This window comes from Microbacterium gawkjiense, assembly GCF_031932225.1.
Lineage (GTDB): Bacteria > Actinomycetota > Actinomycetes > Actinomycetales > Microbacteriaceae > Microbacterium > Microbacterium gawkjiense.
Genome location: NZ_JAUZVV010000001.1, coordinates 1 through 26,230 on the forward strand (window position 1 = coordinate 1; position 26,230 = coordinate 26,230).

The window sequence follows — 26,230 nt, forward strand, 5'->3', positions numbered from 1 at the left end:
CCGAAATGCCGGACTTTGATCCAAAGGAATCTCACCTCAGCCGAAGCCGAGATCGAGGTTATTTGGCATTTGACAAGTGCACGCTGTTGAGTTCTCAAGGATCGGATGCTCCCACACCACCCCGCAAGGGCTTCGTAGTGAGGCAACGTCACTGAATCTTCGCTCGACTCCCGATCAGGACGGCACGCAACGATCAGAAGATCGTGTCGGGCTCATCACCACGGGGCTTCGAGGTGGAGTCCCCATCCTAGACCACAAGGCCTTGTTCTCTCTAGGAGAGGTTTGGGATGGACTTCGTTCTCCGCTTGAGGGGGCCGGAGGCCTTTCGGTCTCTCGCTCTTCCCTGTGGGGCGAACAAGTAATAAGTTACGCCGCTCCTCCGGGTCGGGCAAATCACGCTCGCATCCCGGGCGTGTCGCGCAGGAATCCGCCCCGCACGCAGAGAGGCCGCCCTCCCCACGACGGGGACGACGGCCTCTCGGAACGCAGCGGTCAGGAGACGAACACCCCTGCGAGGGTCTTCTTGCCTCGCCGCACCACCGACACACCACCGGGCAGCGAACCGGAGACGACGTGCTCCTCGTCGGCGACCTTGACGCCGTCGACCGACACCCCGCCCTGGGCGATCGCCCGGCGCGCCTCGCTCGCGCTCGACACGAGACCGGTCTCGAGCAGGGCCTGGACGACCGGCACGCCGCCGGCCGCGGTCATGTGCGGGAGTTCCTCCAGCGCGGAGCGCAGCGTCGGGGCATCCAACGCCGTCAGATCACCCTGACCGAACAGGGCGTCCGACGCCGCGGCGACCGCGGTCGCGGCATCCACCCCGTGGACGGTCGTCGTGACCTCCATCGCCAGCCGGCGCTGCGCGGCGCGGCGGAAGGGTTCGTCGGCCACGAGCCGCTCGTACTCCTCGATCTCGGAACGCGTCAGGAAGGTGAACACCTTCAGTCGCGCGATGACGTCGGCGTCGTCGGTGTTGAGCCAGAACTGGTACATCCGGTACGGGCTGCACATGTCGGCATCCAGCCAGACGGCGTTGCCCTCGCTCTTGCCGAACTTCGTCCCGTCGCTGTTCGTGATGAGCGGGGTGCCGATCGCGTGCACGGACGTCCCCTCGACCCGGTGGATGAGGTCGGTCCCGCTCGTCAGGTTGCCCCACTGATCGCTGCCACCCGTCTGGAGGACGCAGCCGTACTGGCGGTGGAGCTCCAGGAAGTCCATGCCCTGCAGGATCTGGTAGCTGAACTCGGTGTAGCTGATGCCCGCATCCGAGTTGAGGCGGGCGGCGACGGCATCCTTCTTCAGCATCGTGCCGACGCGGTAGTGCTTGCCGATCTCGCGGAGGAAGTCGATCGCACTCAGGGGCGCCGTCCAGTCGAGGTTGTTCACCATCCGGGCGGCGTTGTCCCCCTCGAAGCTGAGGAACCGCTCCACCTGACCGCGCAGACGCTCGACCCACTCGGTGACGGTCTCACGGGTGTTGAGCGTGCGCTCCGCCGTCGGCCGCGGGTCCCCGATGAGCCCGGTGGACCCTCCGACGAGGCCCAGCGGCTTGTGCCCGGCCAGCTGCAGCCGTCGCAGGAGCAGGAGCTGGACCAGGTTGCCGAGGTGCAGGCTCGGAGCGGTCGGGTCGAACCCGCAGTAGTACGTGATCGGCTCCCCCGAGAGCAGCTCGCGGAGCGATGCCTCATCGGTGGACACGTGCACGAGACCACGCCAGACGATCTCGTCCCACACGTTGGCGAAGGACGGGTCGTTGGCGGGCGCGAGGGCCTTCAGTTCGGCGCTCGGAGCGGATTCAGACACGTCTTCCAGGCTATCAGCGGGCGTGCGGCGGCCCCGCGTGCCGGCACGGCTCAGACCGACGTCCCCCACCAGAGGAGGAAGGCGGCACCGAGCGCCGTCACCCAGCTGACCAGGCTGCCGATGAGGAAGTACTCTGCGCGCGTACCCAGGTCGCTGTCACGGGAGATCTCGGGGAACCGCACGATGCCCTTCGCCGCGAGGACCGCAGCCAGGAGCGTGAACGCGCCGGTCACCGTCAAGGCGAACACGAGCACACGCTCGAGCGGGCCGATGAGGCGGCCGCCCTTCAACGCGTTCGGGGCATCGGCGGCGACGTCTCCCCCGCGGAGCGCGGCACGGACGACCACGTTGCCGGATTCGCTCAGGAAGACGACCGCACCGAGCACGAACAGCGCCACGTCCAGGCTGACGGCGCCGAGGGGGGAATCCGCAGGCCACGACTCGCCCAGCGGCCCCTGATCCAGGCGCACTCCGTCGAACGCGACCGCGACGAACGCGACGACCGCGACCGCGACGAGCGGCCAGAGACCCGCCCGGCCCCCAGCGGAGCCGGGCGTCGCGAGGACCCAGACGGCCGCGACCGCGACGGCGACGAACGCCCACACCACCGCGTCCGCACCGGCGGCACCGATGAGGACGACGAGAGCGGCGACCGCGTACGCACCGGCGCGGCCCCGAGACGGCACGTACAGGCGGATGAGGTCGGCGACACCCACCGCCAGAAGGACGATCCCCGCGCCGATCACGAGAGCTCCCGGCTCAGGTCGGCGAAACCCGCGACGAGCGCCGCGGATCCCGCCGAGGCGAGCGCCTGCGAGACCGCGGGCTGGGTGACGCCCTCGGCCTCGGCGAGCTCCCGCTGGGTACGGCCGAGGCAGCGTCCGTAGGTCAGCCGTCGCGTCCGTTCGCTCATCGACGCGACGAGATCGTCCCGCGCGAGCAGGTAGGCGTTGGCGTACGCGATGCGGTGGAGCATGACGGCATCCTGCCCCTCCGCGGCGGCGATCCGGGTGCGCGCGCGCGGCACGGCGCGGTCCTGCAATCGGTGGGCCTCGTCGATCGCCGCCCGGGCTGCCCACCATCCGGGTCCGTCCGTGATCGACTCGTCGACCGGGTTCACCGCGCCGACACCGACCCCGAACCTCAGCTGAACCCCGTCGGGGAGGTGCAGCTGCACGAGCAGCAGGGACGTCAGCGCCGCCGCGAGTCCCGGGTAGACGGCTTGGAACTCGTCCCCGACGGTCGCGGTGAGGGGTGCACCGGCGACCGGGTGGTCCGCGTGGACGCGTTCCGCGGTCGCCACGATCGCCCGCTGCGCCGCCGCGCGGTCCGGAAGGCTGCGTGATCCGACGATGTCGGCGATCACCGCTGCGTCGTCGCTCATAGGGACAGGGTAGGCCGCTTATGCCGAGCTGGCAATAAGCTTTTTACTTATTTTGTCGAGGAGATAAGTGAGGGAGACGGTCGCAGAGTCACGCGCTCAGGGCGCGAGCGAGTTCCTGGGTGCGCGCGACGAGCGCAGCGCGCTGCTCCGAGACCCGCACCGGAGCCGTCCCACCGGACCCATCCCTGCTCGCCACCGATCCCTCGACCGTGAGCACCTCACGCACCCCCGGCTCCAGGTGCGGTGACACCTCGGCGAGGAGGGCGTCGTCGGCATCCGCCAACTCGATCCCGCGCGACTCGCACGCCTGCACCAGCGCACCCGAGATCTCGTGCGCGTCCCGGAAGGGCACACCGCGCTTGACCAGCCAGTCCGCGACGTCGGTGGCCAGGGAGAACCCCTCGGGCGCCGAGGCCGCCATGCGTTCCGTGTCGAAACGGAGGGTGGCGATCATGCCCGCGAACGCCGGCAGCAGCACCTCGAGGGTCGCCACCGAATCGAAGACCGGCTCCTTGTCCTCCTGCAGATCGCGGTTGTACGCGAGCGGCAGCGCCTTCAGCGTCGCGAGCAGACCGGCCAGGTTGCCGATGAGGCGACCCGACTTGCCCCGTGCGAGTTCGGCGATGTCGGGGTTCTTCTTCTGCGGCATGATGCTCGAACCCGTCGAGAAGCCGTCGTCCAAGCGGACGAAGGAGAACTCCCGCGTGTTCCAGATGATGATGTCCTCGGCGAAACGCGAGACGTCCACACCGATCATCGCCGTGATGAAGGCGAACTCGGCGACCACGTCGCGGGCGGCCGTGCCGTCCATCGAGTTCTCGGCGGGCCGGGCGAGACCCAGCTCGTCGGCGACGAGCTGCGCGTCCAGGCCGAACGTGGCACCGGCGAGCGCTCCCCCGCCGTAGGGCGAGACCGACGCGCGGACCGACCAGTCGCGGAGCCGCTCGAGGTCGCGGACGAGGGGCCAGGCGTGCGCCTGGAGATGGTGGGCGAGCAGGACGGGCTGCGCGTGCTGCAGGTGCGTGCGACCGGGCATGATCGCCTGGGGGTGCGCCTCGGCCTGCGCGACGATGGCGTCGATGACACGCACGAGATCACGCGCGATCACGCGCGAGTGATCGAGGAGGAACAGCCGCACGAGCGTGGCGATCTGGTCGTTGCGGCTGCGTCCGGCCCGCAGCTTGCCGCCCAGTTCGGGGCCCACCTCGCGGATCAGCGCCGCCTCGAGGGCACCGTGCACGTCCTCGTCCGACTCGGTCGCGACGAGCTCGCCCGACCGCACCGCCTCGCCGAGCGCATCGAGGCCCGCGTGCATCCGGGCCTCCTCGTCGGCGGTGAGGTAACCGGCACGTCCCAGGGCGCGCGCGTGCGCGTGCGAACCGCGCAGGTCGTAGAGCGCGAGGGCCCAGTCGAAGTGCGTCGAGCGGCTCAGCGCAGCGAGCTCCGGCGAGGGGCCCGAGGCGAAACGCCCGCCCCACAACGCACCCTGATTCGTTGCTTCGTTCTTGCTCTCGCTCACGACTCCACCCTATCGGCGGGCTCCCCGCCGTCCGTCGGCACCGCTCGCCGCGACACCGCCGCGAGCGCACTCTCGAGCGGTCCGCGGCCGACGAGGATCGCCGACAGGCTGCACAGGACGATCGCTCCCAGGCAGAACCACCCGAGCGGATGCAGATCGCGGAACGCCCGCAGGTCTGTCGTGTCGCCGAGCACCGCGAGGGCGATGAGAGCCCAGGCGACGACCTGGCCGACGTAGGCGGTCAGGGGCATCGACCCGACGGCGCGCAGAGGTGCCAGCACCCAGGTCAGCGGCGTCCGGCACACGAGCAGGCACGCGCCGAGGACGGCCATCGCGAACCCCGTCGACGACACGACCTCGACGACCCCGCCGCTGTGCGCCTCCGCACTGAGGACGGCCGCGGCGTAGGAGTCCGGTGGCGCCCAGCCGGCCATGTCCGCGAGGAGCCCGACGACCGCGCCGAGCGCCGTCAGTGCGACACCCGCCGCGAGGATCAGCGCCTGGGTGCCCGCCCGCCGCAGGTCGGTGCGACCCAGCGCCATTCCCGCCGCGACGAAGGCGATCCACAGTGGGAAGGGGTAGGCCCACCCGACGACGAAGAAGAGGGTCTCCCCCGCGTCGCCGTCCCAGATCGGCAGGGCGTCGAGGAACGGCAGGAACCAGGGGACGACGAGGGCGACGGATGCCGCGAGCGCCCACAGCGCCCACACCGGAAGCGCCAGCAGGGGCAGTGCGAGGAGGAAGAGGATGCCGTAGGCCGGCAGGATCACGTAGATCGGGACGCCGGTCTGCGTCAGGAGCAGACCGATCGCCCACAGCAGGACGGCCCGGACCGCGAGACGACGGCGGTCGACACCCAGTCGCGGGGCGCGGTGCGGCATCCGTCCCCCGGTGATGAGCGCGATCGAGACGCCCGCCAGCACGGCGAACAAGATCGAGGAGCGCCCGTTGACGACGTCGATCCACGTCGCGGGGTCGGCGAGCCGCAGCGGCTGCTCGATGGTGAGCAGGTGGGCGGCGAGCATCCCGAACACCGCGAGGGCGCGGGCGAGGTCGACGCCGTGGAGCCTGGCGGGGCCGTTCCAGCTCCGCCAGGCACGGCTCACTGCTGCCGGAGCAGCCACACCAGCAGCGCCTTCTGCGCGTGCAGGCGGTTCTCCGCCTCGTCCCAGACGACGCTCTGCGGACCGTCGATGACATCCGCATCCACTTCGTACCCACGGTCGGCGGGGAGGCAGTGGATGAAGATCGCGTCGTCCTTCGCGAGCGTCATGGTCTCCTGGGTCACCTTGTAGGAGCCGAGATCGCGCAGGCGGGCGATCTTCTCCTCCTCCTTGCCCATCGAGACCCACGTGTCGGTGACGATGACGTCGGCACCGGCCGCGGCCTCGTTCGGGTCGGTGAAGAGGGTGAGCGATCCGCCCGTCTCCGCAGCGATCCGGTCGGCGTCGGCGACCACGTCCGCCCGGGGCGCGTAAGCCTCCGGCGAGGCGATCCGCACGTGCATGCCGGCGGTGACGCCGGCGAGCGCGTACGAGTGCGACATGTTGGAGAGACCGTCGCCGAAGAACGTCAGCGTCAGACCCTTCAGCTCGCCCTTGTGCTCGCGGATGGTGAGGAGGTCCGCGAGCAGCTGACAGGGGTGGAAGTCGTCGCTCAGCGCGTTGACGACGGGGACGCGGGTGCCCGCCGCCATCTCCTCGAGGCCTGCCTGCGCGTAGGTGCGCCACACGATCGCAGCGACCTGACGCTCGAGGACGCGCGCCGTGTCGGACGGGGTCTCCTTGCCGCCGAGCTGACTGTTCGCCGTCGAGATGATGAGCGGGGACCCGCCGAGGTCGGCGATGCCGACGGCGAACGAGACACGGGTGCGGGTGGAGGACTTGTCGAAGATGACGGCGACGGTCTGCGGACCCGCGAGCGGCTTCTCCTTCCAGCGGTCGGCTTTGAGCTCGACCGCGAGGTCGAGGATCTCGGCCTGTTCGGCGGGGGTCAGGTCGTCGTCGCGCAGCAGGTGGCGGGTCATGCGGAGGCCTCCGTCGTGTCAGAAGTGTCGTCGGTACCGGGGGTGTCGTCGAGCATCAGGGCGTCCTCGACGGTGGCGAGGGCGCGAGCGAACAACGTCTGGAACTCGTCGATCTCGACATCGCCGATCGTGAGCGCCGGCGCCAGGCGGATCGTCGCGTCGTTCGCGGCGTTGATGATGAGCCCGTGCTGCTGCGCCGCGGCGACGACGGCTCCGGCGACGGGATGCCGCAGGGCGACCCCGATGAGAAGCCCCTGGCCGCGGCATCCGGTCACCAACGGGGAACCGATCGCCGTGACCACGTCGCGGATCTGCCGGCCGCGTTCGGCGGCCGCCTCGACGAGTCCCGCTCGTTCGATCTCGTCCAGGACGGCCGACGCGACCGCGGTCGCGAGCGGGTTGCCGCCGAAGGTCGACCCGTGGGTGCCTGGGTAGAACAGGTCGCTCGCGGCGCCGAAGGTGACGAGCGCGCCGATCGGGATGCCGTTGCCGATCCCCTTGGCGACCGTGATCGCATCGGGGGTGATCCCGGAGTGCTGGAAGGCGAACCATGCCCCCGTGCGACCGGCGCCGGTCTGGATCTCGTCGATGATCAGGAGCGCGCCGTGGCGCCGGGTGATCTCGCGCGCGGCGGCGAGGTATCCCTCGGGCAGTTCGAGCACGCCGGCCTCGCCCTTGATGGGCTCGACGAACAGGGCGGCGACGCGGTCGTCGATCGCCGCCTCGAGCGCCTCGATCGTGGAGTCGAGGAACTCCACACCCGGGACCATCGGCTCGAACGGCTGCTGCATGGCGGGCTTGCCGGTGAGGGCGAGGGTCCCCATCGTGCGCCCGTGGAACGCGTTCTTCAGGGCGAGGATGCGGGGGCGCTCGGATCCGCCGTGCAGGCGGGCGAGCTTGAAGGCGGCCTCGTTGGCCTCGGCGCCGGAGTTGCCGAAGTAGACCCGGCCGGACTCCCCCGTGCCTGCCAGCCGCTTGAGGCGGGCGGCGAGCCCGAGCTGCGGCGGCGTCGCGAAGTAGTTGGAGACGTGGCCGAGGGTGGCGGCCTGGTCGGCGACCGCCTGCACGAAGACCGGGTGCGCGTGACCGAGCGAGATCACGGCGATCCCACCCAGGAAGTCGAGGTAGCGCGTGCCCTCGTCGTCCCACAGGTGAGCGCCCTCCCCGCGCACGAGCATCGCGTAGCGTTCGCCGGAGTTGAGGACGAGGTCGCGCGCGGCATCGTCCTTCCAGGTCGTCGTCGTCTGCACGGTCATCCCGCCACCACCTCGGTCCCGATCCCCCGCTGTGTGAAGAGTTCGACCAGCACCGAGTGGGGCTGGCGTCCGTCGATGATCGCGGCGCGGTTCACGCCGCCGTCGACAGCGTCGAGGCATGCCTGCATCTTCGGGATCATCCCGGATTCCAGGCGCGGCAGCATCGTCCGCAGCTCCGTCGCGGTGAGGTTCGAGACGAGCGAGTCGCGGTTGGGCCAGTCGGCGTAGAGCCCCGCGACGTCGGTCAGGATGACGAGCTTGACCGCGCCGAGCGCGACCGCGAGGGCGGCTGCGGCGGCATCCGCGTTCACGTTGAGCGAGCTGCCCGGATCGTCGACGTCGGGGGCGATCGAGGAGACGACCGGTACGCGACCGGCGGCCAGCTGATCGAGGATCGGCTGAGGGTCGACGGCGACGACGTCGCCGACGTGCCCGAGGTCGTGCTCGGCGCCGTCGACGACGACACCCCGGCGCCGCCCCTGGAAGAGCCCGGCGTCCTCTCCGGACATGCCGGTCGCGAACGAGCCGTGCGCGTTGATCCGCGAGACGAGCTGCGGGTTGATCTGCCCCGCCAGGACCATGCGCACGACGCCGATGGCCTCGGTGCTCGTGACGCGGTAGCCGCCCTTGAACTCGCTCGGGATGTCGAGACGGTCGAGCATCTTCGAGATCTGCGGGCCACCGCCATGAACGACGACGACCTTCACACCGACGTGGTGCAGGTAGGCGATGTCCTCGGCGAACGCGGTCTGCAGCTCTTCGCTTACCATCGCGTTGCCGCCGTACTTGATGACGACGATCTGCTCGCGGAAACGCTTGAGCCAGGGAAGGGACTCGACGAGGACCGCGGCCTTGCCGGCGGCCTCTTCTGGGGTGGTCTGCTGGATGTCGGTCATGACGAGTAGGCGCTGTTCTCGTGAACGTAGTCGTGGGTCAGGTCGTTGGTGCGGATCGTGGCCGCGGCATCCCCGACGCGGAGGTCGATGAGGATGTGCGTCGCGCGGGGCGTCAGGTCGACCTCCTCGCGGGGGCGATCGGGGCCGCCGGCCGTGCACACGCGGACCCCGTTGAAAGACACGTCCACGTCGTAGGGGTCGAAGGCGGCATCCGTCGTCCCGATCGCCGCGAGCACGCGACCCCAGTTCGGGTCGTTGCCGAAGATCGCGGCCTTGAAGAGGTTGTTGCGCGCGACCGAGCGGCCCACCGTGACGGCGTCGTCCTCGCTCGCGGCGCCGACGACCTCGATCGTGATGTCGTGGCTCGCCCCCTCGGCGTCGCCCTGCAGCTGCGTCGCGAGGTCGAGGCACAGCTCGGTGAGAGCGGCGGCGAAGTCGGCCGGATCGGGTCGGATGCCGCTGGCTCCACTCACGAGGAGCGTCACCTGGTCGTTCGTCGACATGCAGCCGTCGGAGTCGAGCCGGTCGAAGCTGACCCGCGTCGCCTCGCGGAGCGCGGTGTCGGCGGCCGCGGCATCCAGATCCGCGTCGGTCGTGATGACGACGAGCATCGTCGCCAGCCCCGGGGCGAGCATGCCGGCGCCCTTGGCCATGCCGCCGACGGTCCAGCCGCCCCGAGCGACCGCAGCGCGCTTGGGCCGGGAGTCGGTGGTCATGATGGCGAGGGATGCCGCGTCACCCCCGTCGGCGGAGAGGGCGGCGACCCCCTTCTCGACGCCGTCGAGGACCTTGGCGCGGAAGACCTCGTCCCCCGTGCCGATGAGCCCGGTGGAGCACACGAGGACGTCGCCGGCGCCGACGCCCAGGAGCTCGGCGGCCTTCTCCGCCGTCTGGTGCGTCGTCTGGAAGCCGAAGGGTCCGGTGAAGCAGTTCGCTCCGCCGGAGTTGAGGACGATCGCCTCGACGAGGCCGTCCCCGATGACCTGCTGCGACCAGAGGATGGGGTTCGCCTTGGCGCGGTTGGTGGTGAAGACGGCCGCACCGACCTTCTTCGGACCGCGGTTGACGACGATCGCGACGTCGTTCGCTCCCGTCGACTTCAGGCCGACGGCGACGCCGGCCGCCTCGAATCCCTGCGCTGCCGTGACACTCACGGGGCTACTCCGTTCACGCTCAGACCCGTCGACTCGGGGAGACCGAGGGCGATGTTCATCGATTGGATGGCGGCACCCGCGGTGCCCTTGACGAGGTTGTCGACCGCGGCGACCACGACGACGCGGTTCGCGGCGCGGTCGATAGCGAGGCCCAGGAGCGCCGTGTTGGCGCCGAGGACGTCCGCCGTGCGCGGGAACCGCCCTTCGGGCAGCACCTGGACGAACGTCTCGTCGGCGTACGCGGACTCCCACGCCTCCCGGATCTGCGCGTCGGTGACACCGGGCACGATCGGCGCCGTCGAGGTCGTGAGGATGCCGCGCGCCATGGGGACGAGAACGGGGGTGAACGAGATCCGGATGTCGGCGGCGGCGGGCGCGGCGGCGGCGAGCGCCTGACGGATCTCCGGGATGTGGCGGTGCGTGCCGCCCACGGCATACGGGTTCGCGCTGCCGAGGATCTCGGAGGCGAGGAGGTTCGTCTTGAGGCTCTTGCCAGCGCCGGACGGGCCGACCGCGAGGACCGACACGATGTCGCCCGGGTCGATGACGCCGGCGGCCACACCGGGCGCGAGACTGAGCGACACGGTGGACGCGTTGCACCCCGGCGCGGCGATCCGCCGCGCACCCGCCAGCACGTCGCGCTGCTTCCCCCCGTCGACGAGGAGCTCGGGCACGCCGTACGCCCACGGCTCGGGGAAGTCGCCGCCGTAGAACTGGTCCCACGCGGCCCGGTCGGTCAGTCGGTGGTCGGCACCCGCGTCGATGACGAGGGGGACGTCCGCCAGCATCTCGGTGTACTGCGCGGACTGACCGTGCGGCAGGGCGAGGAAGACGACGTCATGGCCGGCCAGGACCTCGGGCGTCGTGTCCTGCAGGGTGAGGTGCGCGAGCGAGCGCAGGTGCGGCTGATGGTCGATGAGCGGCTGCCCGGCGTTGGAGTGCGCCGTGACGGTGCGGATCTCGACCTCGGGGTGAGCGGCGAGGAGGCGGAGGATCTCGCCGCCCGCATAGCCGGAAGCGCCGGAGACGGCGACCGAGATGGTCATGGATTCAACCTTATTGTCTGGGAGGAACGGGGCCGGAACGGCGACACCTGCGGCTCACTCCGAGACGCGGAGCACAGCGGGAGGGTCGCCTAGCGTCGGCGGTCGCCCAGACGTCGACGCGCGCGCGAGCCCGCAGAGGCGGGGAGGATCGCGGCGGAGGACACACCGCGACGGTATCGCCGCGGCATCCAGTCCCGCAAATCGACGGTCACGACGCCGTCGCGGGACCCTCCGTCAGGATGCGCAGGAGGTCGAGCTCCGCGGCTCGCTCGAGCCCCGACCCGCGCGAGCGCGAGACACCGCGGGCGCGTTCGTCGTCGAGGACCCGCGCGGTCGTCTCGACCAGGGGACGGATGCGGCCGCCCGCCGCGCGGTAGGCCGCGTTGCTGCGCGTCGCGAATCCGGGCATGTCGTCGGGCAGCCACAGCGGAAGGGACCGCGGACCCATCCAGTGGCTCACGCCGTGGCGTTCGAGCCAGTCGCCCGGAGCGACCTGCACCTGACCCGTGTGCCCCGAGAGCCGCTGCACGAGGGCGACGAGCTCGGCGAAGGGATGCGGCTCGCCCACCGCGTTCACGACTCCCTCGAACGCGCGGGCGCCCGCCGCCACGATGAAGTCCGCCAGGTCGTCGACATCGATCACCTGCACCCGGCCCTCCGTCTGCGGCATGAGGACCGGCCCGTCGGCCGCCGCGGCGAACCGCGCCGGCCAGTAACCGAATCGGTCGGTCGGGTCGCCGGGGCCGACGATGAGTCCGGGTCGGACGATCGCGAGCCGTGCGGCGAGACCGTCCGCGGCGCGCTCGGCGGCGGCCTTCGCGCGGGCGTAGTCCTCCTCGTCGCCGTCCTGCCACGCGGGGACGATCTCGGCGGTCTCGTCCGCACCCTCCTCCTCCGCTCCGGCGTACACCGAGACGCTCGACACGTAGGTGGCGTGCGCTGCGCGACCGCCGAGGGCGTCCGCAGCGGCCCGCACGTACGACGGGACTGAGGAAACATCGACGACTTCGTCCCAGTCCCGGTCCGCGACCTCGCGATAGGCATCGGGCGCGGCACGATCGGCGACCACGAGCTGGGCGCCAGCCGGCGCGGCACGGTGGCCGCGCGCGAGGCAGGTCACCTCCGCGCCGCGGTCGACCCACCGCTCGGCGATGCGGGATCCGAGCCAGCCGGTACCGCTGAGGACGAGGATGCGGGTCATGCCCCCATCGAACCAGCGTGGGCCGCCGGGCGACACCCCGGGCTGCGATCAGCTCGGGAGCGCCCGGATCTTCGCCAGCAGGTCGGGTCCGGTCCGGTCGAGGAGGCGACCCCCCACGACGATGCCGAGGACGGCGATCACGACGCCCTCGACGACGCCCACCGCGAGCGCGACCCAGGTCCAGAACCCGTCCTCGGTGGTCGAGGCGTAGGCGGCGACCGCGATCGTCGGCGTCGACAGCGCGATGACGACACCCCACACGAGGAAGGCGAGCAGTCCGTTGACGAAGGTCTGGCCCGGCACGCTCTTGAACGGGCTGTCGCCCGGAGCCGCCACAGGGCTGATGATCAGCGCCGACGAGACGGCGGAGACCCCGTAACCGACGAGGACGATGCCCACGGAGGCGCCCAGCGTGATCGGGAGTGTCGCCAGGTTGCCCGAGAGGATCGCGGTCACGGTCGCGAGCAGGACGATGAGCGGCAGTCCGACGCACGCCGCACCCAGGGTGCGGCCGGCCCGGTCGGCCACGCCGCGCACACCCGTGGCGAGGACGGTCGCGAACGCCGTGCCGTCGTAGGAGACGTCGGTGTACCCGGCGATGGAGAGCATCAGCGCCGCGAAGACGGGCGAGAAGCCGAAGAAGAACCCGTCGGTCCCGCCGGTGACGAGGAACACGATCGGCAGGAGGGGTACGACCAGGAGCTGACGGAGGTACCGCGGGTCGCGCAGCCAGCCGTTCAGCGATCGCGCCCAGGTCGCACCGACGCCGCCGGTCGGCAGGAGCCCGAAGAGGCCGAGGCGGCCGGCAGCCGCCACCTTGCGGGCGCCGCGCGGCGCGGCATCCGTCCCCGCGTCGATGACCCGCGACCACACCACCCACAGCACGCCGACGGTGGCGACCGCGATGCCGAGGCGCGCCACCGCCGACAGGACGTCGCCCGCGGCGAGCGCGGGGGCGACGCCCCATGCGGCGCCGATCGGGGTCCACGGCAGGATCGCGGCCGCGGACGTGAGCCGCGTCACCAGATCGCCGCCGGCGTCGAGCAGGGTGAGAACGCCGGTGAGGATCGGCCCCGACAGGACGAGCAGGATCAGCACGACCGTGCCGATGAGTTCGCGGCCGCGGCGGTTGCCGCCCAGTCCGCCGGAGAGTTCGCCGACGAGACGGGAGGCGAGGACGCAGGTGATCACCGCGAGCACGGCCGCGGGGATCGAGACGACCGCCGCCAGCGGCCACCTCACCCACAGGATGACCGTGCTCAGCGCCGCGAGGGTCGTCGCGATGCCGGGGAGACCGGTCAGCCCGGTGCCGCCGAGCGCGAGCATCGTCTGGGTCCGGGTGAACGGGAAGACGGCGAGGCCGCGCGCGTCGATGGACGTGTCCATGCCGGTGAGGAGGATCGGACCCAGCACCCATCCCAGCAGCAGCGCGCTCCCCCCGAGCACCGCCACGACGGTGGCGGTCTCGAGCGGTTGGAACACGGCGAGCGCCACCATCCCCGCGACGATCGAGACGAGCGCGCCGATGGCCCAGAGCGCGCCGAAGATGAAGCCCACGAGCTGCCACGGGCGACGTGCCAGCGTGTTGGCGAGGGCGCGGTACCGCAGCTTCAGGACTGTCGCAACCACTGCGGTCCCTCCGACTGGTGGCGTCCGCCCACGAGCGAGACGAACCGGTTCTGCAGGCTGTCGCCGGCGCGGACCTCGTCGACGGTCCCCGCGGCGAGCACCCGACCGGCGGCGATGACGGCGACGTGGTCGCACATGCGCTGCACCAGGTCCATCGAGTGGCTGGAGACGATGACGGATCCGCCGGAGGCGGTGTATCCGCGCAGGACGTCCTCGATGTTCGCCGCCGAGACGGGATCGACCGATTCGAACGGCTCGTCGAGGACCAGCAGACGCGGCGCGTGGATGAGGGCGCAGGCGAGCGCGATCTTCTTGGTCATGCCGGCCGAGTAGTCCGCGACGATCGACCCGGCTGCGGCGCGCAGGTCCATGAGGTCGAGGAGGTCCGACACCCGCTGGCCGATCTCCTCGCGGGGAAGACCGAACATCATGCCCGTGTAGGTGACGAGCTGCTCCCCCGTCAGGCGGTCGAACAGCCGGATGCCGTCGGCGAGGTTGCCGATCATGCGCTTGGCCGTCATGGGGTCGCCCCACACGTCGACGCCGTGCACGTGGGCACTCCCGGCGTCGGGCTTGAGCAGCCCGGTGGCCATCGACAGGGTCGTCGTCTTGCCGGCGCCGTTGGGGCCGACGAGCCCGTAGAACGATCCGGCGGGGACCGTGAGGTCGATGCCGGCGACGGCGGTGACGGTGCCGAACTGCTTCACCAGTCCGGTCAGCTGCAGGGCGGGGACGGTCGGAGAGTCGGTCACGGGCCGAGCCTAACCGCCCCGACCACGCGTGTCGGGGCCGACTGGCACAGTGGAGGGATGCTGCGCACGCTCGCCGTCTCGGGTTACCGGTCGCTTCGCGACGTCGTGATCCCCCTGCAGGAGCTCACCGTCGTGACCGGCCCGAACGGCTCGGGCAAGTCGAACCTCTACCGCGCCCTGCGGCTGCTCGCCTCCGCCGCGACCGGCGACCTCGTCGGCGCCGTCGCCCGCGAGGGCGGTCTGTCCTCGCTGCTCTGGGCGGGCCCGGAGAACGGCGGCGATCAGGGGACGGTGCGCCGCAACCCGATCGCGGTGCGACTCGGGTTCGCGTCCGACGAGCTCGGCTACCTCGTCGATCTGGGCATCCCGCAGGCGTCGCAGGACAGCGTGTTCGCGCGGGACCCCGAGATCAAGCGCGAGCAGATCTTCGCCGGCCCGCTCGCCAAACCGTCGACGCTCCTCATCGACCGGCTGCGCGCCCAGACGCGCGTCCGTGACGGCGGCTGGGTCTCGCTCGACCAGAAGCTCGCCCCCTTCGAGAGCATCATCATCGACCTCGCCGACGGCGACACCGCACCCGAGCTGCTGGGTCTGCGGCGCATCATGAACGGCTGGCGGTTCTACGACCACTTCCGCGTCGATGCGGACGCCCCCGCGCGGCGCCCGCAGGTCGGCACGAGATCCCCCGTGCTCGCGCACGACGGATCGAACCTCGCCTCCGTGTGGGCGACCGTGGTCGACGCGGGGTTCGGCCGCCTGCTCGATCGGGCGGTGGACGAGGCGTTCCCGGGCAGTCGGGTGCGCATCGCGGCATCCGACGGCCTCCTGCGACTCACCCTGACGCAGCCGGGCCTGCTCCGGCCGCTGGATGCCGCGGAGCTCTCGGACGGCACGCTGCGCTACCTGCTGCTCTGCGCGGCGCTGCTTCCCGCCCGGCCGGCGCCGCTCACGATCCTCAACGAGCCCGAATCGAGCCTGCACGTGAGCCTGCTCGCGCCGCTGGCGAACCTCGTACGCGCGGCGGCCGCACAGACGCAGGTGCTTCTGGTGTCGCACGCCGCGGGGCTCATCGACGCCCTCCCCGACGCGCACCGAATCCCGCTCGAACGGCACCTCGACGGCACACTCGTGAGCGGTCAGGGGCGACTCGAGGGTCCGCCGTGGAACTGGGGCACGCGCTGACGCGGGTCAGAGCGTGATGAACGAGGCCGCGACGACGAGAGCAGCCATCACGACGGCGACCACCGCGCCGAACATCGTGAGCGAGCGGAACACCGCGTAGCCCCGATGCCCCGCGGGCGCACGCAGCGCACGTACACCTGCGGCGATCGCCGCGATGCCGGCGAACACGAGCCAGACCGCTCCGCGCGGGACGATCTCGGCCCAGGCGCTGGGGAAGAAGACGGCTGCCTGCGGGAACAGCCATGTCCCGTACTGCCACCCCGTCGCGAACGCGACCACGCTCATCACGATCGTGAGCAGATTGACGATCGCCAGGGCGCGGACGAGGACCGCTCCGCGCGGCATGCGCAGCGGCGCGCCGCCCTCGGACGGTCGGGCACCGGCAGTCGTGGATGTCATGACCGAAACGTACCCCTCGGACGACCGACCCCGCAGTCGGCCGTTCGGGGGACGTCGTCAGTCGCGGATCGTCGCCTCGAAGCGTTCCGCGGCGACGGCGACACCGGCGAGCTTCGCGTCGGTGGCCTCCGATGCTGTCAGCGTGCGGTCGTCGGCGCGGAACCGCAGCGCGAACGTGAGGCTCTTCGACCCGTCCGCGACGCCGGCACCGCGATAGTCGTCAACCAGGCGCAGATCCTCGAGGAGCTGCCCCGCGCCGTCGACGAGGGCGGCCCGCACGTCACCGGCGGCGACGTCCGCCGGCACGACGAGGGACACGTCCTGCGTCGCCGCGGGGAAGGTCGCCAGCGAGGGGGAGACCTCCGGTTCGCGCACGAGCGACAGGATGCCGTCGAGGTCGAGCTCCGCGACGAACACGCGTCCGTGCAGGTCGGCCGCCTCGGCGACGGCCGGGAAGAGCTCGCCGACGTAGCCGACCTCATCACCGCGGACGGTGAGGATGCCGGTGCGCCCCGGGTGGAGCGCTGCGCGCTGACCCTGCTGCACGTCGATCTGCACGCCCGCCGCGGCGGCGATCGTGCGGACCGCGCCGAGCGCGTCCGCGAGGTCGTACGGCGCCGCTGCGCCGCCGGGACGCTTGACCGCCGCGTTGCCGTGGAGAAGCACGGCGACGTGCCGCGGCTGCGGCGGGATTGAGCCGTGCAGGGCCGCAAGGGTCTGCTCGTCGGGGCGCTGCGCGAGCGGCGGGACGGTGTCGGTGCCGTAGGTCACGCCCTCGTCGGGGGTGAAGACGCTGCCCGACTCGAAGAGCGCCAGGTCGGTGAAGCCGCGCGAGACGTTCCGGTGCGCGATCTGCAGCAGACCGGGCAGGAGCGAGCGTCGCAGGTACGGCGCCTGGCCGTCGAGCGGGTTCGCGAGACGGATCGAGGGGACGTGCTCCCCCGTCGCCGAGCCGTGGAGGTCGTTCTGCTCCTCGGTCGTGAACGGGAAGGCGACGACCTCGACGAACCCGGCCGCGGCGAGCGCGTTCGCGACGCGCCGGCGTCCGCGCTGGTGCGGCGTGAGTCCGCGCCCGGACGGCGGCGTCGGGAGGATGGAGGGGATGCGGTCGAGCCCGTGGATGCGGGCGACCTCCTCCGCGAGCGTCCAGCGGTCGGTGAGGTCGGGACGCCAGGACGGCGGGATGACCTCCCAGGCTTCGCCCTCGTCCTCGACGTCGCATCCGATCGTCTCGAGGGCGCCGACGACCTCGTCGTCCGAATAGTCGACGCCGATCAGGCCGGCGGTGAAGGTCTTCGGCAGCTCGATCGACGGGATGAACACCTCGGCGAACAGTGCGCCGCCGGTCTCCGTGTCGAGGGTGCCGCCGGCGAGCTCGACCATGAGGTCGGCGACCCGGCGGGCCGCGACGAACGGGATCAGCGGGTCGACGCCGCGCTCGAAGCGCCGCGACGCCTCGCTGGGCAGCTTGTGCCGGCGGGCCGTGCGCGCGATGGACACGGTGTCGAAGATCGCCGCCTCGATGAGGACGTTGCGCGTGGCATCCCCCATCTCGGTCCTGCCGCCGCCCATGACACCCGCCAGGCCGATCGGGCCGGAGTCGTCGGTGATGAGCAGGTCCTCGGCATGGAGCGTGCGCTCCTTGCCGTCGAGGGTCGCGAGCTTCTCCCCGGCGGTCGCGCGACGGACGGTGATGCCGCCGGTCAGCGTGTCGAGGTCGTAACCGTGGATCGGGTTGCCCAGTTCGAGCATCACGTAGTTCGTGATGTCGATCAGGATGCCGAGGGAACGGATGCCGGCGAGCGTGAGCCGCGCGGTCATCCACGGCGGCGTCGGGCGGGAGGGGTCGACGTCGCGCACGATGCGGACGACGAACTCGCTCGCGCCGGGGTTGTCGTGGATGGGCGCCGCGTCGTCGATCGCGACGGGGAATCCGCCGGTCGGCTGCTGGAGCTCCTCGAAGTCGCGCAGACCCGGGTCGCGGAAGGTCGCTCCCGTGGCGTGGGCGTATTCGCGTGCCACGCCGCGGATCGACAGGGCGTAGCCGCGGTCGGGGGTGACGTTGATGTCGACGGCCACGTCGTCGAGCCCCAGGAGGGAGATCGCGTCGGTGCCGACGTCGGGGTCGAGACCGAGCTCGGTGAGGCGCAGGATGCCGGAGTGCTCGTCGCCGAGGCCCAGCTCCTTGGCTGAGGCGATCATGCCGTCGGAGACATGACCGTAGGTCTTGCGTGCCGCGATCGGGAAGGGCCCGGGAAGGACCGCACCGGGCAGGGTCACGACGACCTTGTCGCCCTCGAAGAAGTTGCCGGCGCCGCAGACGATGCCGCGGATGCCGCCGTGCGCCTCACCGACGTCGACCTGGCACCACCGGATGGTCTTGCCGTTGGACTGCGGTTCGGCCTCGAACGAGACCACACGGCCGACGACGATCGGTCCGCTGAGGTCGAACGTGTGCACGTCCTCCTCCTCGAACCCGACCGAGACGAGCGACGCGAGGACGTCCTCGGGGGTCGTACCGGGCGCGACGTCGACGTACTCGCGCAACCAGGAGAGCGGGACGCGCATCAGACCACCATTCCGAACTGCTCGCTGAAGCGGACATCGCCTTCGGCCATGTCGCGCATGTCCTGCACATCGCTGCGGAACATGAGGGTCCGCTCGATGCCCATGCCGAAGGCGAAGCCCGAGTGGACCTCGGGGTCGATGCCGGCGGCACGGAGGACGTTGGGGTTCACCATCCCGCATCCGCCCCACTCGATCCAGCGCGCCCCGCCCGGGAAGGTCGGGTGCCACAGGTCGAGCTCGGCGGACGGCTCGGTGAACGGGAAGTAGTTGGTGCGGAACCGGGTCTTGGCCTCGGCTCCGAAGAGGACCTTCGCGGCGTGGTCGAGCGTGCCCTTGAGGTTCGCCATCGTGATGCCCTTGTCGATCACGAGGCCCTCGAACTGCGTGAACGCGGGCAGGTGGGTCGCGTCGAACTCGTCGGTGCGGTAAACCCGTCCCGGGCAGAGGATGTAGATCGGCACCTCGCGCTCGAGCATGGAGCGCACCTGAACGGGGCTCGTGTGCGTGCGCATGACCAGGTGACGCGCCACCGGGTCGACGAAGAAGGTGTCCTGCATCTGACGCGCAGGGTGGTCGGGGGCGAAGTTCAGCGCGTCGAAGTTGAACCACTCGTGCTCGAGCTCGGGACCCTCCGCGATCTCCCACCCCATGCCGACGAAGAGGTCGGCGATCTCCTCCTGCAGGAGCGAGATCGGATGCCGCGCCCCGACACGCGTCGCGGGGACGATCGCAGTGATGTCGACGCGCTCGGCCTCGAGCTTCGCCGCCGTCTCGGCCGCGGCGAGCTCGGCCTCACGGGCGGCGAGCGCCTGGTTCACACGACCGCGAGCCTGACCGACGAGCTTGCCGGAGGCGGCCTTCTGGTCGTTGGGGACGTTCCGCAGCTCGGCGTTCAGACGCGCGAGCGGCGACCCCTCCGCGGTGTGGGCCGAACGGGCGGCTTTGAGCGCCGTGGTATCGGGAGCGGCGGCGAAGGCGGCCAGCGCCTCGGCGACGGCGGCATCCACCGCCTCGGGGGTGATCTGGGGTGCGTCGGACACGAGAGACGAGTCTACCGGCGGGCCGGAGTGCGGCCCGCCGGTAGGACGGCGTCAGAGTGTCGGTGCGTTGCCGGGATCGAACTTGCCGGCGCCCTTCTGGGCCGCGATCAATTCGGTGTCGGTTGTGGGCGCCACGGGGTGATGAACTCCGCCGGCACCTCCGCGCGTGCCGGGCGAACGACGCAGACGCTTCTCGACGAGGGTGGCGACCCACGAGAGCAGGAGACACATCGCGATGTAGATCGCCCCGATGACGATGCCGGCCTGCAGGATCGGTCGACCCGGCTGGGACGTCAGCTGCTTGGCGAAGTAGAGCAGCTCCGGGTAGGTGATGATGAAGCCGAGCGCCGTGTCCTTCAGTGTGACGACCAGCTGCGCGATGATGACGGGCAGCATCGCACGGATCGCCTGCGGCATGAGGATCAGGCGCATGACGCCGCTCTTGCGGAGGCCGATCGCGTACCCGGCTTCCTTCTGGCCGCGGGGCAACGATTCGACACCGGCGCGGATCACCTCGGCGAGCACGGAGCCGTTGTACATGACGAGGGCGATGACCACCGCCCAATACGGCTCCATGCGGATGCCGACGGTCGGCAGACCGTAGTACATCAGCGACATGAAGATCAGGACGGGGATCGCGCGGAACAGCTCGGTGATCGCGGCGACGGGTACCCGGATGACGGCGTGGTCGGACAGTCGCCCCACCGCCAGGACGAGACCCAGGATGATGGCGCCGACGGCGGCGAGACCGAACGCCGCGAGTGTGTTGCCCAGCGCGCGCAGGATGTTCATCCATACGGCGCTGAAGGAGAAGACGTACCAGCGGTCCGGCGCGAACTGACCGGTCACCGCGAAGCGGTAGCCGATGAAGCCGAGTACGCCGAGCACGGCGACCACGGTGACGACGCCGAGGAGGCGGTTGCGGAGAATTGCCCGGGGGCCCGGGACGTCGTACAGGACGGAAGTCATCGCGCGATCCTCCACTTGTTCTCGAGATAGCGCTGCAGCCAGCTGAGCAGCAGGACGAGGACCACGAAGACCACCGCGACCCAGAGGAGGACGGTGAGGGCGTTCTCGCCGCGCTCGCTGAGGTTCGCGCGGATGACGCCCAGTTCAGCGACGCTGAAGCCTGCGGCGACCGTGGTGTTCTTGAGCAGCGCGATGAAGACGCTCATCATCGGCGGCACGACCGATCGGAAAGCCTGCGGCATGACGACGAGAGTCATCACCTGCGTGAAGGTGAGACCGATGGCACGGGCGGCCTCGGCTTGACCGACCGGAACGGTGTTGATGCCTGCCCGGATCACCTCGGCCACATAGGTCGCGGTGTAGACGCCGAGGGCCCAGATGGCCAGCACCGTGAACCCCGGATTCGGCAGGCGCAGAGCGGGATAACCGAAAGCGAAGAAGAAGAAGACGAGCGTCAGGGGGGTGTTGCGGATGATGTTGACGTACAACGTTCCGAACGCCCGCGCGACGGGGATCGGCGAGACACGCATCGCCCCGATGAGCGTCCCGAGGACGAGCGCGATCGCGCCGCCCGCGAGGAAGAGCAGCAGCGTGTTGCGCAGCGCCTCGCTCCACAGATCGAGGTTGTCGGTGATGACGCCCACTTCGTCTCCTTGGCTGGTGCGGGGCGGGGGCTCGCGCCCCCACCCCGGATCATGGTGTCAGCGTGATTCAGTACGCGTCGACAGCGGGCTGCTCGACGGTGATCCCGGATTCGCCGAGGTTCTTGTCGAAGATCGCCTGCCACGTGTCGCCGCCCTCGGTGAAGAGGTCGTTGATGTGCGCACGGAGGGCGTCGTCACCCTTGCGCAGACCCACGCCGTAGTTCTCCTCGCTGAAGGGCTCCCCCACGACCTTGACGTCGTTCGGGTACAGCGCCGCGTAGCCGATGAGGATCGCCTGGTCGGTCGTGACGGCGTCGACGGTGCCGTTGATCAGCGCATCGACACATGCCGAGTAGAGGTCGAACTCCTCGGTCGGCACGTCGGGGTAGTTGTCCTTGATGTTCTGGATCGGCGTCGAACCGGTCGCGGAGCACACCGTCGTGTCGGCGCTGAGGTCGTCCTCGCTCGCGATGTCGCTGTCCGCGGCGACGAGGAGACCCTGACCCGTGGTGAAGTACGGGCCGGCGAAGTCGATCTGCTCCTTGCGGGAGTCGGTGATCGAGTAGGTACCGACGTAGTAGTCGACATCGCCGTTCACGATCGACTGCTCGCGGTTCGCGGACGCGATCGCCTTGTACTCGATCTGGTCCTCGTCGTACCCGAGGGATGCCGCGATCCAACGCGCGATGTCGACGTCGAAGCCCGAGCGCTCGTTCGTCGTGGCGTCGAGGAATCCGAGACCAGGCTGGTCCTCCTTGACGCCGACGATCACGCCGTCTCGTGCCGTCATGGCGTCGAAGGTGGGGCTGCCGTCGAGCGACACGTCGCTGGCGACCTCCCAGAGGGCCTCGCTGCCCTCAGCGCCCTCGCCGCCGTTACCGCCGGTGCCGCCCTCGGCGCCGGGAGCGGCGGGGCTGCCGCTGTTGCAGCCGGCGAGCGCGAGTGCCGCGATCGCGATGCCGGCGAACGTGCCGGCGAGTCGAGTCTTACGCATGTGATCCTCCTGGTTTCGTGTCGTGCTTCGTTCGTCGCGCCGGTGCAGGGCGCGGACGTCTCAGTGGGTGATGAGCTTCGAGAGGAAGTCCTTCGCGCGATCGCTCTTCGGGTTCGTGAAGAACTCCTGCGGCGCGGCCTCCTCGACGATCTGCCCGTCCGCCATGAAGACCACGCGGTCCGCCGCCTTGCGGGCGAAGCCCATCTCGTGGGTGACGACGATCATCGTCATCCCGTCCTGCGCGAGGCCGACCATGACGTCGAGGACCTCGTTGATCATCTCGGGGTCGAGCGCGGACGTCGGCTCGTCGAAGAGCATCACCTTCGGCTTCATCGCGAGCGCACGGGCGATCGCCACGCGCTGCTGCTGGCCGCCGGAGAGCTGCGCGGGCAGTTTGTCGGCCTGGTGGCCGACGCCCACGCGGTCGAGCAGCTCACGAGCGAGCTTCTCGGCATCCGCCTTCTTCATGCCCTTCACCTTGATCGGCCCGAGCGTCACGTTGTCGAGGATCGTCAGGTGCGAGAACAGGTTGAAGGACTGGAAGACCATGCCGACGTCGGCACGGAGCGCGGCGAGTGCCTTACCCTCCGCAGGGAGATCGGCTCCGTCGATCGTGATGCGGCCGCTGGTGATCGTCTCGAGACGGTTGATCGTGCGGCAGAGCGTCGACTTACCGGACCCCGACGGACCGACCACGACGACGACCTCGCCGCGGTTCACCGACAGGTTGATGTCGGTGAGCGCCTGGAAGTCGCCGTAGTGCTTCTGCACGTCGGACATGACGACGAGCGGCTCGCCTCGACGAACGTCGATGTTCGACGTGCGCGGCGCGGGATCGGCAGCAGGAGTGGTCATGGAACTCACCCTAGGCAACGCCCGCCCCGGTGAACGAGCGGATGCCGCGGGGTTTACAGTTCCGTAATCAACCCCCGCGAATGATCGCTTCAGGTCGCGCGCTGCGCGAAAGCCGATTCGTAGAGGCAGACGCTCGCCGCCGTCGCGAGATTCAGCGACTCGGCGCGGCCGTAGATGGGCAGCCGGAGCGACAGGTCCACGAGCTGGAGGGCGTCCTCGTCGAGTCCGCGCGCCTCGTTCCCGAAGACCCACGCGGTCGGCTCCGCCAGGGTCGCGCGGTGATCGACGAAGTCCTCTCCCCCGACGTCGGCCGCGACGATGCGCAGACCCGCGGAGCGTGCCCGCCCCGTCGCATCCGCGAGGTCCACCCCCACCGCGACGGGCAGGTGGAAGAGCGAACCGGTCGTCGCGCGGACGACCTTGGGGTTGAAGGGGTCCACCGTGCGCCCGGTGAGGATGACCGCGTCGGCACCGACGGCATCCGCCGCTCGGATGATCGTCCCGAGGTTGCCCGGGTCGCGCACCTCCTCGCAGATCACGATGAGGCGGGGCTCGCCGTCGAAGACGTCGCGCACCGAGGTCGGCACCTGGCGGGCGACGGCCACGATGCCCTGGGGCGTCACGGTGTCGGCCATGGCGTCGATGACCTGCTCGCTCGCGAAGGCCACCTCGACACCGACCTCGGATGCCGCATCGCGGATGTCCTGATGCTTGTCCCATGCCGTCGGGGTCGCATACAGCTCGAGCAGGGTGTCCGGCCGCCAGAGCAGAGCCTCCCGGGCGGCCTGCGGGCCCTCGAGGAGGTAGAGGCCGGTCTCCTGCCGCGCCGTGCGCTTCGTCAGCTTCGCGACCGCGCGGACGCGCGGTGAACGTGGGTTCTCGAGCACGCTCTCAGTGTAGGGCGGCGCGCGGCGAGCACCGGCATCCGGGAACGCGAAAAGGCGCCCTCCGAAGAGGACGCCTTCTCACGGATGCTGAGGCGATCAGGCCTTGGGGGCGTTGACGTCGGCCGGCAGCGCAGCCTTCGCCGTGGCGACGAGCGACGCGAAGACGGCCGGCTCGTTGACCGCGAGCTCGGCGAGCATGCGGCGGTCGACCTGGACACCCGCGAGGCCGAGGCCCTGGATGAAGCGGTTGTACGTGATGCCGTTCTGGCGGGCAGCGGCGTTGATGCGCTGGATCCAGAGGCGACGGAAGTCGCCCTTGCGCTTGCGACGGTCGCGGTACGCGTAGACGAGCGAGTGGGTGACCTGCTCCTTCGCCTTGCGGTACAGACGCGAACGCTGTCCGCGGTAACCGGAGGCGCGCTCGAGGATGACGCGACGCTTCTTGTGGGCGTTGACAGCCCGCTTGACTCTAGCCATTTCTTCTACTTCCTAGGGTGTTGCGTCGGCGCTCAGAGGCCGAGGAGCTTCTTGGCGACCTTGGCGTCGCCGGGAGCCAGGATCTTGTCGGCGGACAGGCGGCGGGTGCGCTTCGTGGGCTTGCCCTCGAAGTTGTGACGGAGGTTCGCCTGCTGCTTCTTGATCTTTCCGCTGCCGGTGACCTTGAAGCGCTTCTTGGCGCCCGAGTGGGTCTTCTGCTTGGGCATATCTCTTCCTTCGTTGTGGTTCCCGCCGGGCGGGGGTCTGGGGCCGCTTACTCCGCCGGAGCGGAGGCGGGGGTCTCGTCGGCCTGACCGGTGCGCGCCTCGCGGGCGGCCTGCTTCGTCGCGGCGCGGGCCGCGTTCTGCTCGGTCTTGACCTCGGACTTGTTCTTGTGGGGAGCCACCACCATCACCATGTTGCGGCCGTCGATCGTGGGGTTGGACTCCACGGTGCCGAACTCCGCGACGTCCTCCGCGAACTTGCGGAGCAGACGCACACCCTGCTCGGGACGCGACTGCTCGCGACCGCGGAACAGGATCATCGCCTTCACCTTGTCGCCGGCCTGGAGGAAGCCCTCCGCGCGCTTGAGCTTGGTGATGTAGTCGTGCGCCTCGATCTTCAGACGGAACCGGACCTCCTTGAGGACGGTGTTCGCCTGATTGCGCCGCGCTTCCTTGGCCTTCTGCGCAGCCTCGTACTTGAACTTGCCGTAATCCATGATCTTGACCACGGGCGGCTTCGAGTTCGGGGCTACCTCGACGAGATCGAGGTCGGCCTCCTGGGCCAGGCGCATGGCCACCTCGATGCGGACGACGCCGACCTGCTCACCCGCGGGTCCGACGAGGCGGACCTCGGGGACGCGGATGCGGTCATTGGTGCGGGGATCGCTGATGCGGAACTCCTCTTTCGTGCGGTGGACGGCCTCCGGTGACACGGAAATGTGTCGCCGGGCGGAAGATCGTCACGTCCACCCCGCACGATGCACGCATCGGCGTTCTGTGTTCTGCACCCTGGACAACCTCGCGGAACGAGGCGGAGTGCGGGACCCGGTAGCCTGGAGCGGCAAGCGCGGGTGGGATGTGATCCTCTTTCGACACGGAGCAGAACACTCCGGTGCCCGCAGAAGTCTAGCAGAGAGCAGCACGTGAGCACTATTCCGGCCGACCACAGCGACCACGACCCCGAGCGCCTCTCGCGCTGGGACGAGCAGGAGCGGGTCGCACAGTCCGCCACGCGGGACATCGCGGACGTCCCCGCCGTCGAGGTGATCACGACCACCTCGGTGCACCTCATGAGCGCCGCGGCCGTGAAGCTCGGCCTCGCCGACGACCCCGACACCCAGAAGGACCTCGACGAGGCGCGCAAGCTCATCAACGCCCTCGCCGGCCTCATCACCGCCGCCGCCCCCGAGGTGAGCGACATGCACGCCCGATCCCTCCGCGACGGGCTGCGCACACTGCAGCTCGCCTTCCGCGAGGCATCCAGCATCCCCGACCCGATCGGCAAGGGGCCCGGCGAGAAGTGGACCGGCCCCGTCACTTGA

At 70.3% G+C, this 26,230-nt stretch carries 26 protein-coding genes; 2 read left to right on the forward strand and 24 right to left on the reverse strand.

Going from position 1 to position 26,230, the window contains the following annotated elements:
- Window positions 1-492: 492 nt before the first annotated feature.
- From tyrS to Q9S71_RS00065, 13 genes are all read right to left on the reverse strand, one after another.
- The gene (tyrS, locus tag Q9S71_RS00005; RefSeq protein WP_311859913.1) at window positions 493-1,806 is read right to left on the reverse strand and encodes a tyrosine--tRNA ligase; all 1,314 of its coding nucleotides are present in this window, start codon (window positions 1,804-1,806) and stop codon (window positions 493-495) included.
- A 50-nt stretch (window positions 1,807-1,856) separates the two neighbouring features.
- Complete coding sequence (locus tag Q9S71_RS00010) at window positions 1,857-2,552, reverse strand: hypothetical protein (protein ID WP_311859914.1); 696 nt, start codon at window positions 2,550-2,552, stop codon at window positions 1,857-1,859.
- Window positions 2,549-3,190: a SatD family protein gene (locus Q9S71_RS00015; RefSeq protein ID WP_311859915.1), complete on the reverse strand. Its 642-nt coding sequence runs from the start codon at window positions 3,188-3,190 to the stop codon at window positions 2,549-2,551. Before Q9S71_RS00015 ends, Q9S71_RS00010 begins: the two co-directional genes overlap by 4 nt.
- Before the next feature lie 88 nt (window positions 3,191-3,278).
- Window positions 3,279-4,709: an argininosuccinate lyase gene (argH, locus tag Q9S71_RS00020; protein WP_311859916.1), complete on the reverse strand. Its 1,431-nt coding sequence runs from the start codon at window positions 4,707-4,709 to the stop codon at window positions 3,279-3,281.
- Window positions 4,706-5,833 (reverse strand): heparan-alpha-glucosaminide N-acetyltransferase domain-containing protein, encoded by a 1,128-nt coding sequence (locus Q9S71_RS00025; protein ID WP_311859917.1) that lies wholly within the window; start codon window positions 5,831-5,833, stop codon window positions 4,706-4,708. The genes argH and Q9S71_RS00025 overlap by 4 nt, the downstream gene beginning before the upstream one ends.
- The gene (gene argF, locus Q9S71_RS00030; RefSeq protein WP_217531347.1) at window positions 5,812-6,735 is read right to left on the reverse strand and encodes an ornithine carbamoyltransferase; all 924 of its coding nucleotides are present in this window, start codon (window positions 6,733-6,735) and stop codon (window positions 5,812-5,814) included. The genes Q9S71_RS00025 and argF overlap by 22 nt, the downstream gene beginning before the upstream one ends.
- Window positions 6,732-7,991 carry an acetylornithine transaminase gene (locus tag Q9S71_RS00035; protein WP_311859918.1) on the reverse strand — a complete coding sequence of 420 codons (1,260 nt, stop codon included), beginning with the start codon at window positions 7,989-7,991 and terminating at the stop codon, window positions 6,732-6,734. The genes argF and Q9S71_RS00035 overlap by 4 nt, the downstream gene beginning before the upstream one ends.
- The gene (gene argB, locus Q9S71_RS00040) at window positions 7,988-8,887 is read right to left on the reverse strand and encodes an acetylglutamate kinase (protein WP_253035389.1); all 900 of its coding nucleotides are present in this window, start codon (window positions 8,885-8,887) and stop codon (window positions 7,988-7,990) included. Before argB ends, Q9S71_RS00035 begins: the two co-directional genes overlap by 4 nt.
- Window positions 8,884-10,041 carry a bifunctional glutamate N-acetyltransferase/amino-acid acetyltransferase ArgJ gene (argJ, locus tag Q9S71_RS00045; RefSeq protein ID WP_311859919.1) on the reverse strand — a complete coding sequence of 386 codons (1,158 nt, stop codon included), beginning with the start codon at window positions 10,039-10,041 and terminating at the stop codon, window positions 8,884-8,886. Before argJ ends, argB begins: the two co-directional genes overlap by 4 nt.
- A complete protein-coding gene (gene argC, locus Q9S71_RS00050) occupies window positions 10,038-11,087 on the reverse strand; it encodes an N-acetyl-gamma-glutamyl-phosphate reductase (RefSeq protein WP_311859920.1) in 1,050 nt (349 codons plus the stop codon). The genes argJ and argC overlap by 4 nt, the downstream gene beginning before the upstream one ends.
- A gap of 208 nt (window positions 11,088-11,295) precedes the next feature.
- On the reverse strand, window positions 11,296-12,288 hold the full coding sequence (locus tag Q9S71_RS00055; RefSeq protein ID WP_311859921.1) for an NAD-dependent epimerase/dehydratase family protein: 993 nt from the start codon (window positions 12,286-12,288) through the stop codon (window positions 11,296-11,298).
- A 48-nt stretch (window positions 12,289-12,336) separates the two neighbouring features.
- The gene (locus tag Q9S71_RS00060; RefSeq protein ID WP_311859922.1) at window positions 12,337-13,917 is read right to left on the reverse strand and encodes a hypothetical protein; all 1,581 of its coding nucleotides are present in this window, start codon (window positions 13,915-13,917) and stop codon (window positions 12,337-12,339) included.
- Window positions 13,899-14,669 (reverse strand): ABC transporter ATP-binding protein, encoded by a 771-nt coding sequence (locus tag Q9S71_RS00065; RefSeq protein ID WP_311859923.1) that lies wholly within the window; start codon window positions 14,667-14,669, stop codon window positions 13,899-13,901. Before Q9S71_RS00065 ends, Q9S71_RS00060 begins: the two co-directional genes overlap by 19 nt.
- Before the next feature lie 57 nt (window positions 14,670-14,726).
- On the opposite strand from Q9S71_RS00065, the gene Q9S71_RS00070 reads away from it, so the two are divergent.
- A complete protein-coding gene (locus Q9S71_RS00070) occupies window positions 14,727-15,851 on the forward strand; it encodes an AAA family ATPase (RefSeq protein WP_311859924.1) in 1,125 nt (374 codons plus the stop codon).
- 6 nt (window positions 15,852-15,857) lie between these two features.
- Here the strand turns inward: Q9S71_RS00070 and Q9S71_RS00075 are convergent, their stop codons facing one another.
- The 11 genes from Q9S71_RS00075 to infC form a co-directional block, all read right to left on the reverse strand.
- Entirely contained in the window at window positions 15,858-16,250 is a 393-nt protein-coding gene (locus Q9S71_RS00075; protein WP_311859925.1) for a hypothetical protein, read from the reverse strand.
- 57 nt (window positions 16,251-16,307) lie between these two features.
- Window positions 16,308-18,818, reverse strand: coding sequence for a phenylalanine--tRNA ligase subunit beta (gene pheT, locus Q9S71_RS00080; RefSeq protein WP_311859926.1), 2,511 nt, complete (start codon window positions 18,816-18,818; stop codon window positions 16,308-16,310).
- Complete coding sequence (gene pheS, locus Q9S71_RS00085; RefSeq protein ID WP_311859927.1) at window positions 18,818-19,858, reverse strand: phenylalanine--tRNA ligase subunit alpha; 1,041 nt, start codon at window positions 19,856-19,858, stop codon at window positions 18,818-18,820. The genes pheT and pheS overlap by 1 nt, the downstream gene beginning before the upstream one ends.
- A gap of 51 nt (window positions 19,859-19,909) precedes the next feature.
- The gene (locus tag Q9S71_RS00090; protein ID WP_311859928.1) at window positions 19,910-20,827 is read right to left on the reverse strand and encodes an amino acid ABC transporter permease; all 918 of its coding nucleotides are present in this window, start codon (window positions 20,825-20,827) and stop codon (window positions 19,910-19,912) included.
- Window positions 20,824-21,471 (reverse strand): amino acid ABC transporter permease, encoded by a 648-nt coding sequence (locus Q9S71_RS00095; RefSeq protein WP_251582679.1) that lies wholly within the window; start codon window positions 21,469-21,471, stop codon window positions 20,824-20,826. The genes Q9S71_RS00090 and Q9S71_RS00095 overlap by 4 nt, the downstream gene beginning before the upstream one ends.
- Before the next feature lie 67 nt (window positions 21,472-21,538).
- Window positions 21,539-22,465, reverse strand: coding sequence for a glutamate ABC transporter substrate-binding protein (locus Q9S71_RS00100; protein WP_311859929.1), 927 nt, complete (start codon window positions 22,463-22,465; stop codon window positions 21,539-21,541).
- A gap of 60 nt (window positions 22,466-22,525) precedes the next feature.
- Entirely contained in the window at window positions 22,526-23,245 is a 720-nt protein-coding gene (locus Q9S71_RS00105) for an amino acid ABC transporter ATP-binding protein (protein WP_197471643.1), read from the reverse strand.
- A gap of 164 nt (window positions 23,246-23,409) precedes the next feature.
- Window positions 23,410-24,207, reverse strand: coding sequence for a TrmH family RNA methyltransferase (locus tag Q9S71_RS00110; RefSeq protein ID WP_311859930.1), 798 nt, complete (start codon window positions 24,205-24,207; stop codon window positions 23,410-23,412).
- 96 nt (window positions 24,208-24,303) lie between these two features.
- The gene (gene rplT, locus Q9S71_RS00115; protein ID WP_064003211.1) at window positions 24,304-24,684 is read right to left on the reverse strand and encodes a 50S ribosomal protein L20; all 381 of its coding nucleotides are present in this window, start codon (window positions 24,682-24,684) and stop codon (window positions 24,304-24,306) included.
- 32 nt (window positions 24,685-24,716) lie between these two features.
- The gene (rpmI, locus tag Q9S71_RS00120; protein WP_064003210.1) at window positions 24,717-24,911 is read right to left on the reverse strand and encodes a 50S ribosomal protein L35; all 195 of its coding nucleotides are present in this window, start codon (window positions 24,909-24,911) and stop codon (window positions 24,717-24,719) included.
- Between the two features lie 47 nt (window positions 24,912-24,958).
- A complete protein-coding gene (infC, locus tag Q9S71_RS00125; RefSeq protein ID WP_082886179.1) occupies window positions 24,959-25,621 on the reverse strand; it encodes a translation initiation factor IF-3 in 663 nt (220 codons plus the stop codon).
- Window positions 25,622-25,831: 210 nt separating this feature from the next.
- Between infC and Q9S71_RS00130 the strand changes: the two genes are divergently transcribed.
- Window positions 25,832-26,230, forward strand: coding sequence for a DUF1844 domain-containing protein (locus tag Q9S71_RS00130; protein ID WP_064003209.1), 399 nt, complete (start codon window positions 25,832-25,834; stop codon window positions 26,228-26,230).

Bases quoted from the DNA above. Each gene is read 5' to 3' on its own strand.
- Q9S71_RS00015 (WP_311859915.1), bottom strand. From the start codon at position 3,190: ATGAGCGACGACGCAGCGGTGATCGCCGACATCGTCGGATCACGCAGC.
- argF (WP_217531347.1), bottom strand. From the start codon at position 6,735: ATGACCCGCCACCTGCTGCGCGACGACGACCTGACCCCCGCCGAACAG.
- Q9S71_RS00035 (WP_311859918.1), bottom strand. From the start codon at position 7,991: ATGACCGTGCAGACGACGACGACCTGGAAGGACGATGCCGCGCGCGAC.
- argB (WP_253035389.1), bottom strand. From the start codon at position 8,887: ATGACCGACATCCAGCAGACCACCCCAGAAGAGGCCGCCGGCAAGGCC.
- argC (WP_311859920.1), bottom strand. From the start codon at position 11,087: ATGACCATCTCGGTCGCCGTCTCCGGCGCTTCCGGCTATGCGGGCGGC.
- Q9S71_RS00055 (WP_311859921.1), bottom strand. From the start codon at position 12,288: ATGACCCGCATCCTCGTCCTCAGCGGTACCGGCTGGCTCGGATCCCGC.
- Q9S71_RS00070 (WP_311859924.1), top strand. From the start codon at position 14,727: ATGCTGCGCACGCTCGCCGTCTCGGGTTACCGGTCGCTTCGCGACGTC.
- Q9S71_RS00075 (WP_311859925.1), bottom strand. From the start codon at position 16,250: ATGACATCCACGACTGCCGGTGCCCGACCGTCCGAGGGCGGCGCGCCG.
- pheT (WP_311859926.1), bottom strand. From the start codon at position 18,818: ATGCGCGTCCCGCTCTCCTGGTTGCGCGAGTACGTCGACGTCGCGCCC.
- Q9S71_RS00090 (WP_311859928.1), bottom strand. From the start codon at position 20,827: ATGACTTCCGTCCTGTACGACGTCCCGGGCCCCCGGGCAATTCTCCGC.
- Q9S71_RS00100 (WP_311859929.1), bottom strand. From the start codon at position 22,465: ATGCGTAAGACTCGACTCGCCGGCACGTTCGCCGGCATCGCGATCGCG.
- Q9S71_RS00105 (WP_197471643.1), bottom strand. From the start codon at position 23,245: ATGTCCGACGTGCAGAAGCACTACGGCGACTTCCAGGCGCTCACCGAC.
- rplT (WP_064003211.1), bottom strand. From the start codon at position 24,684: ATGGCTAGAGTCAAGCGGGCTGTCAACGCCCACAAGAAGCGTCGCGTC.
- rpmI (WP_064003210.1), bottom strand. From the start codon at position 24,911: ATGCCCAAGCAGAAGACCCACTCGGGCGCCAAGAAGCGCTTCAAGGTC.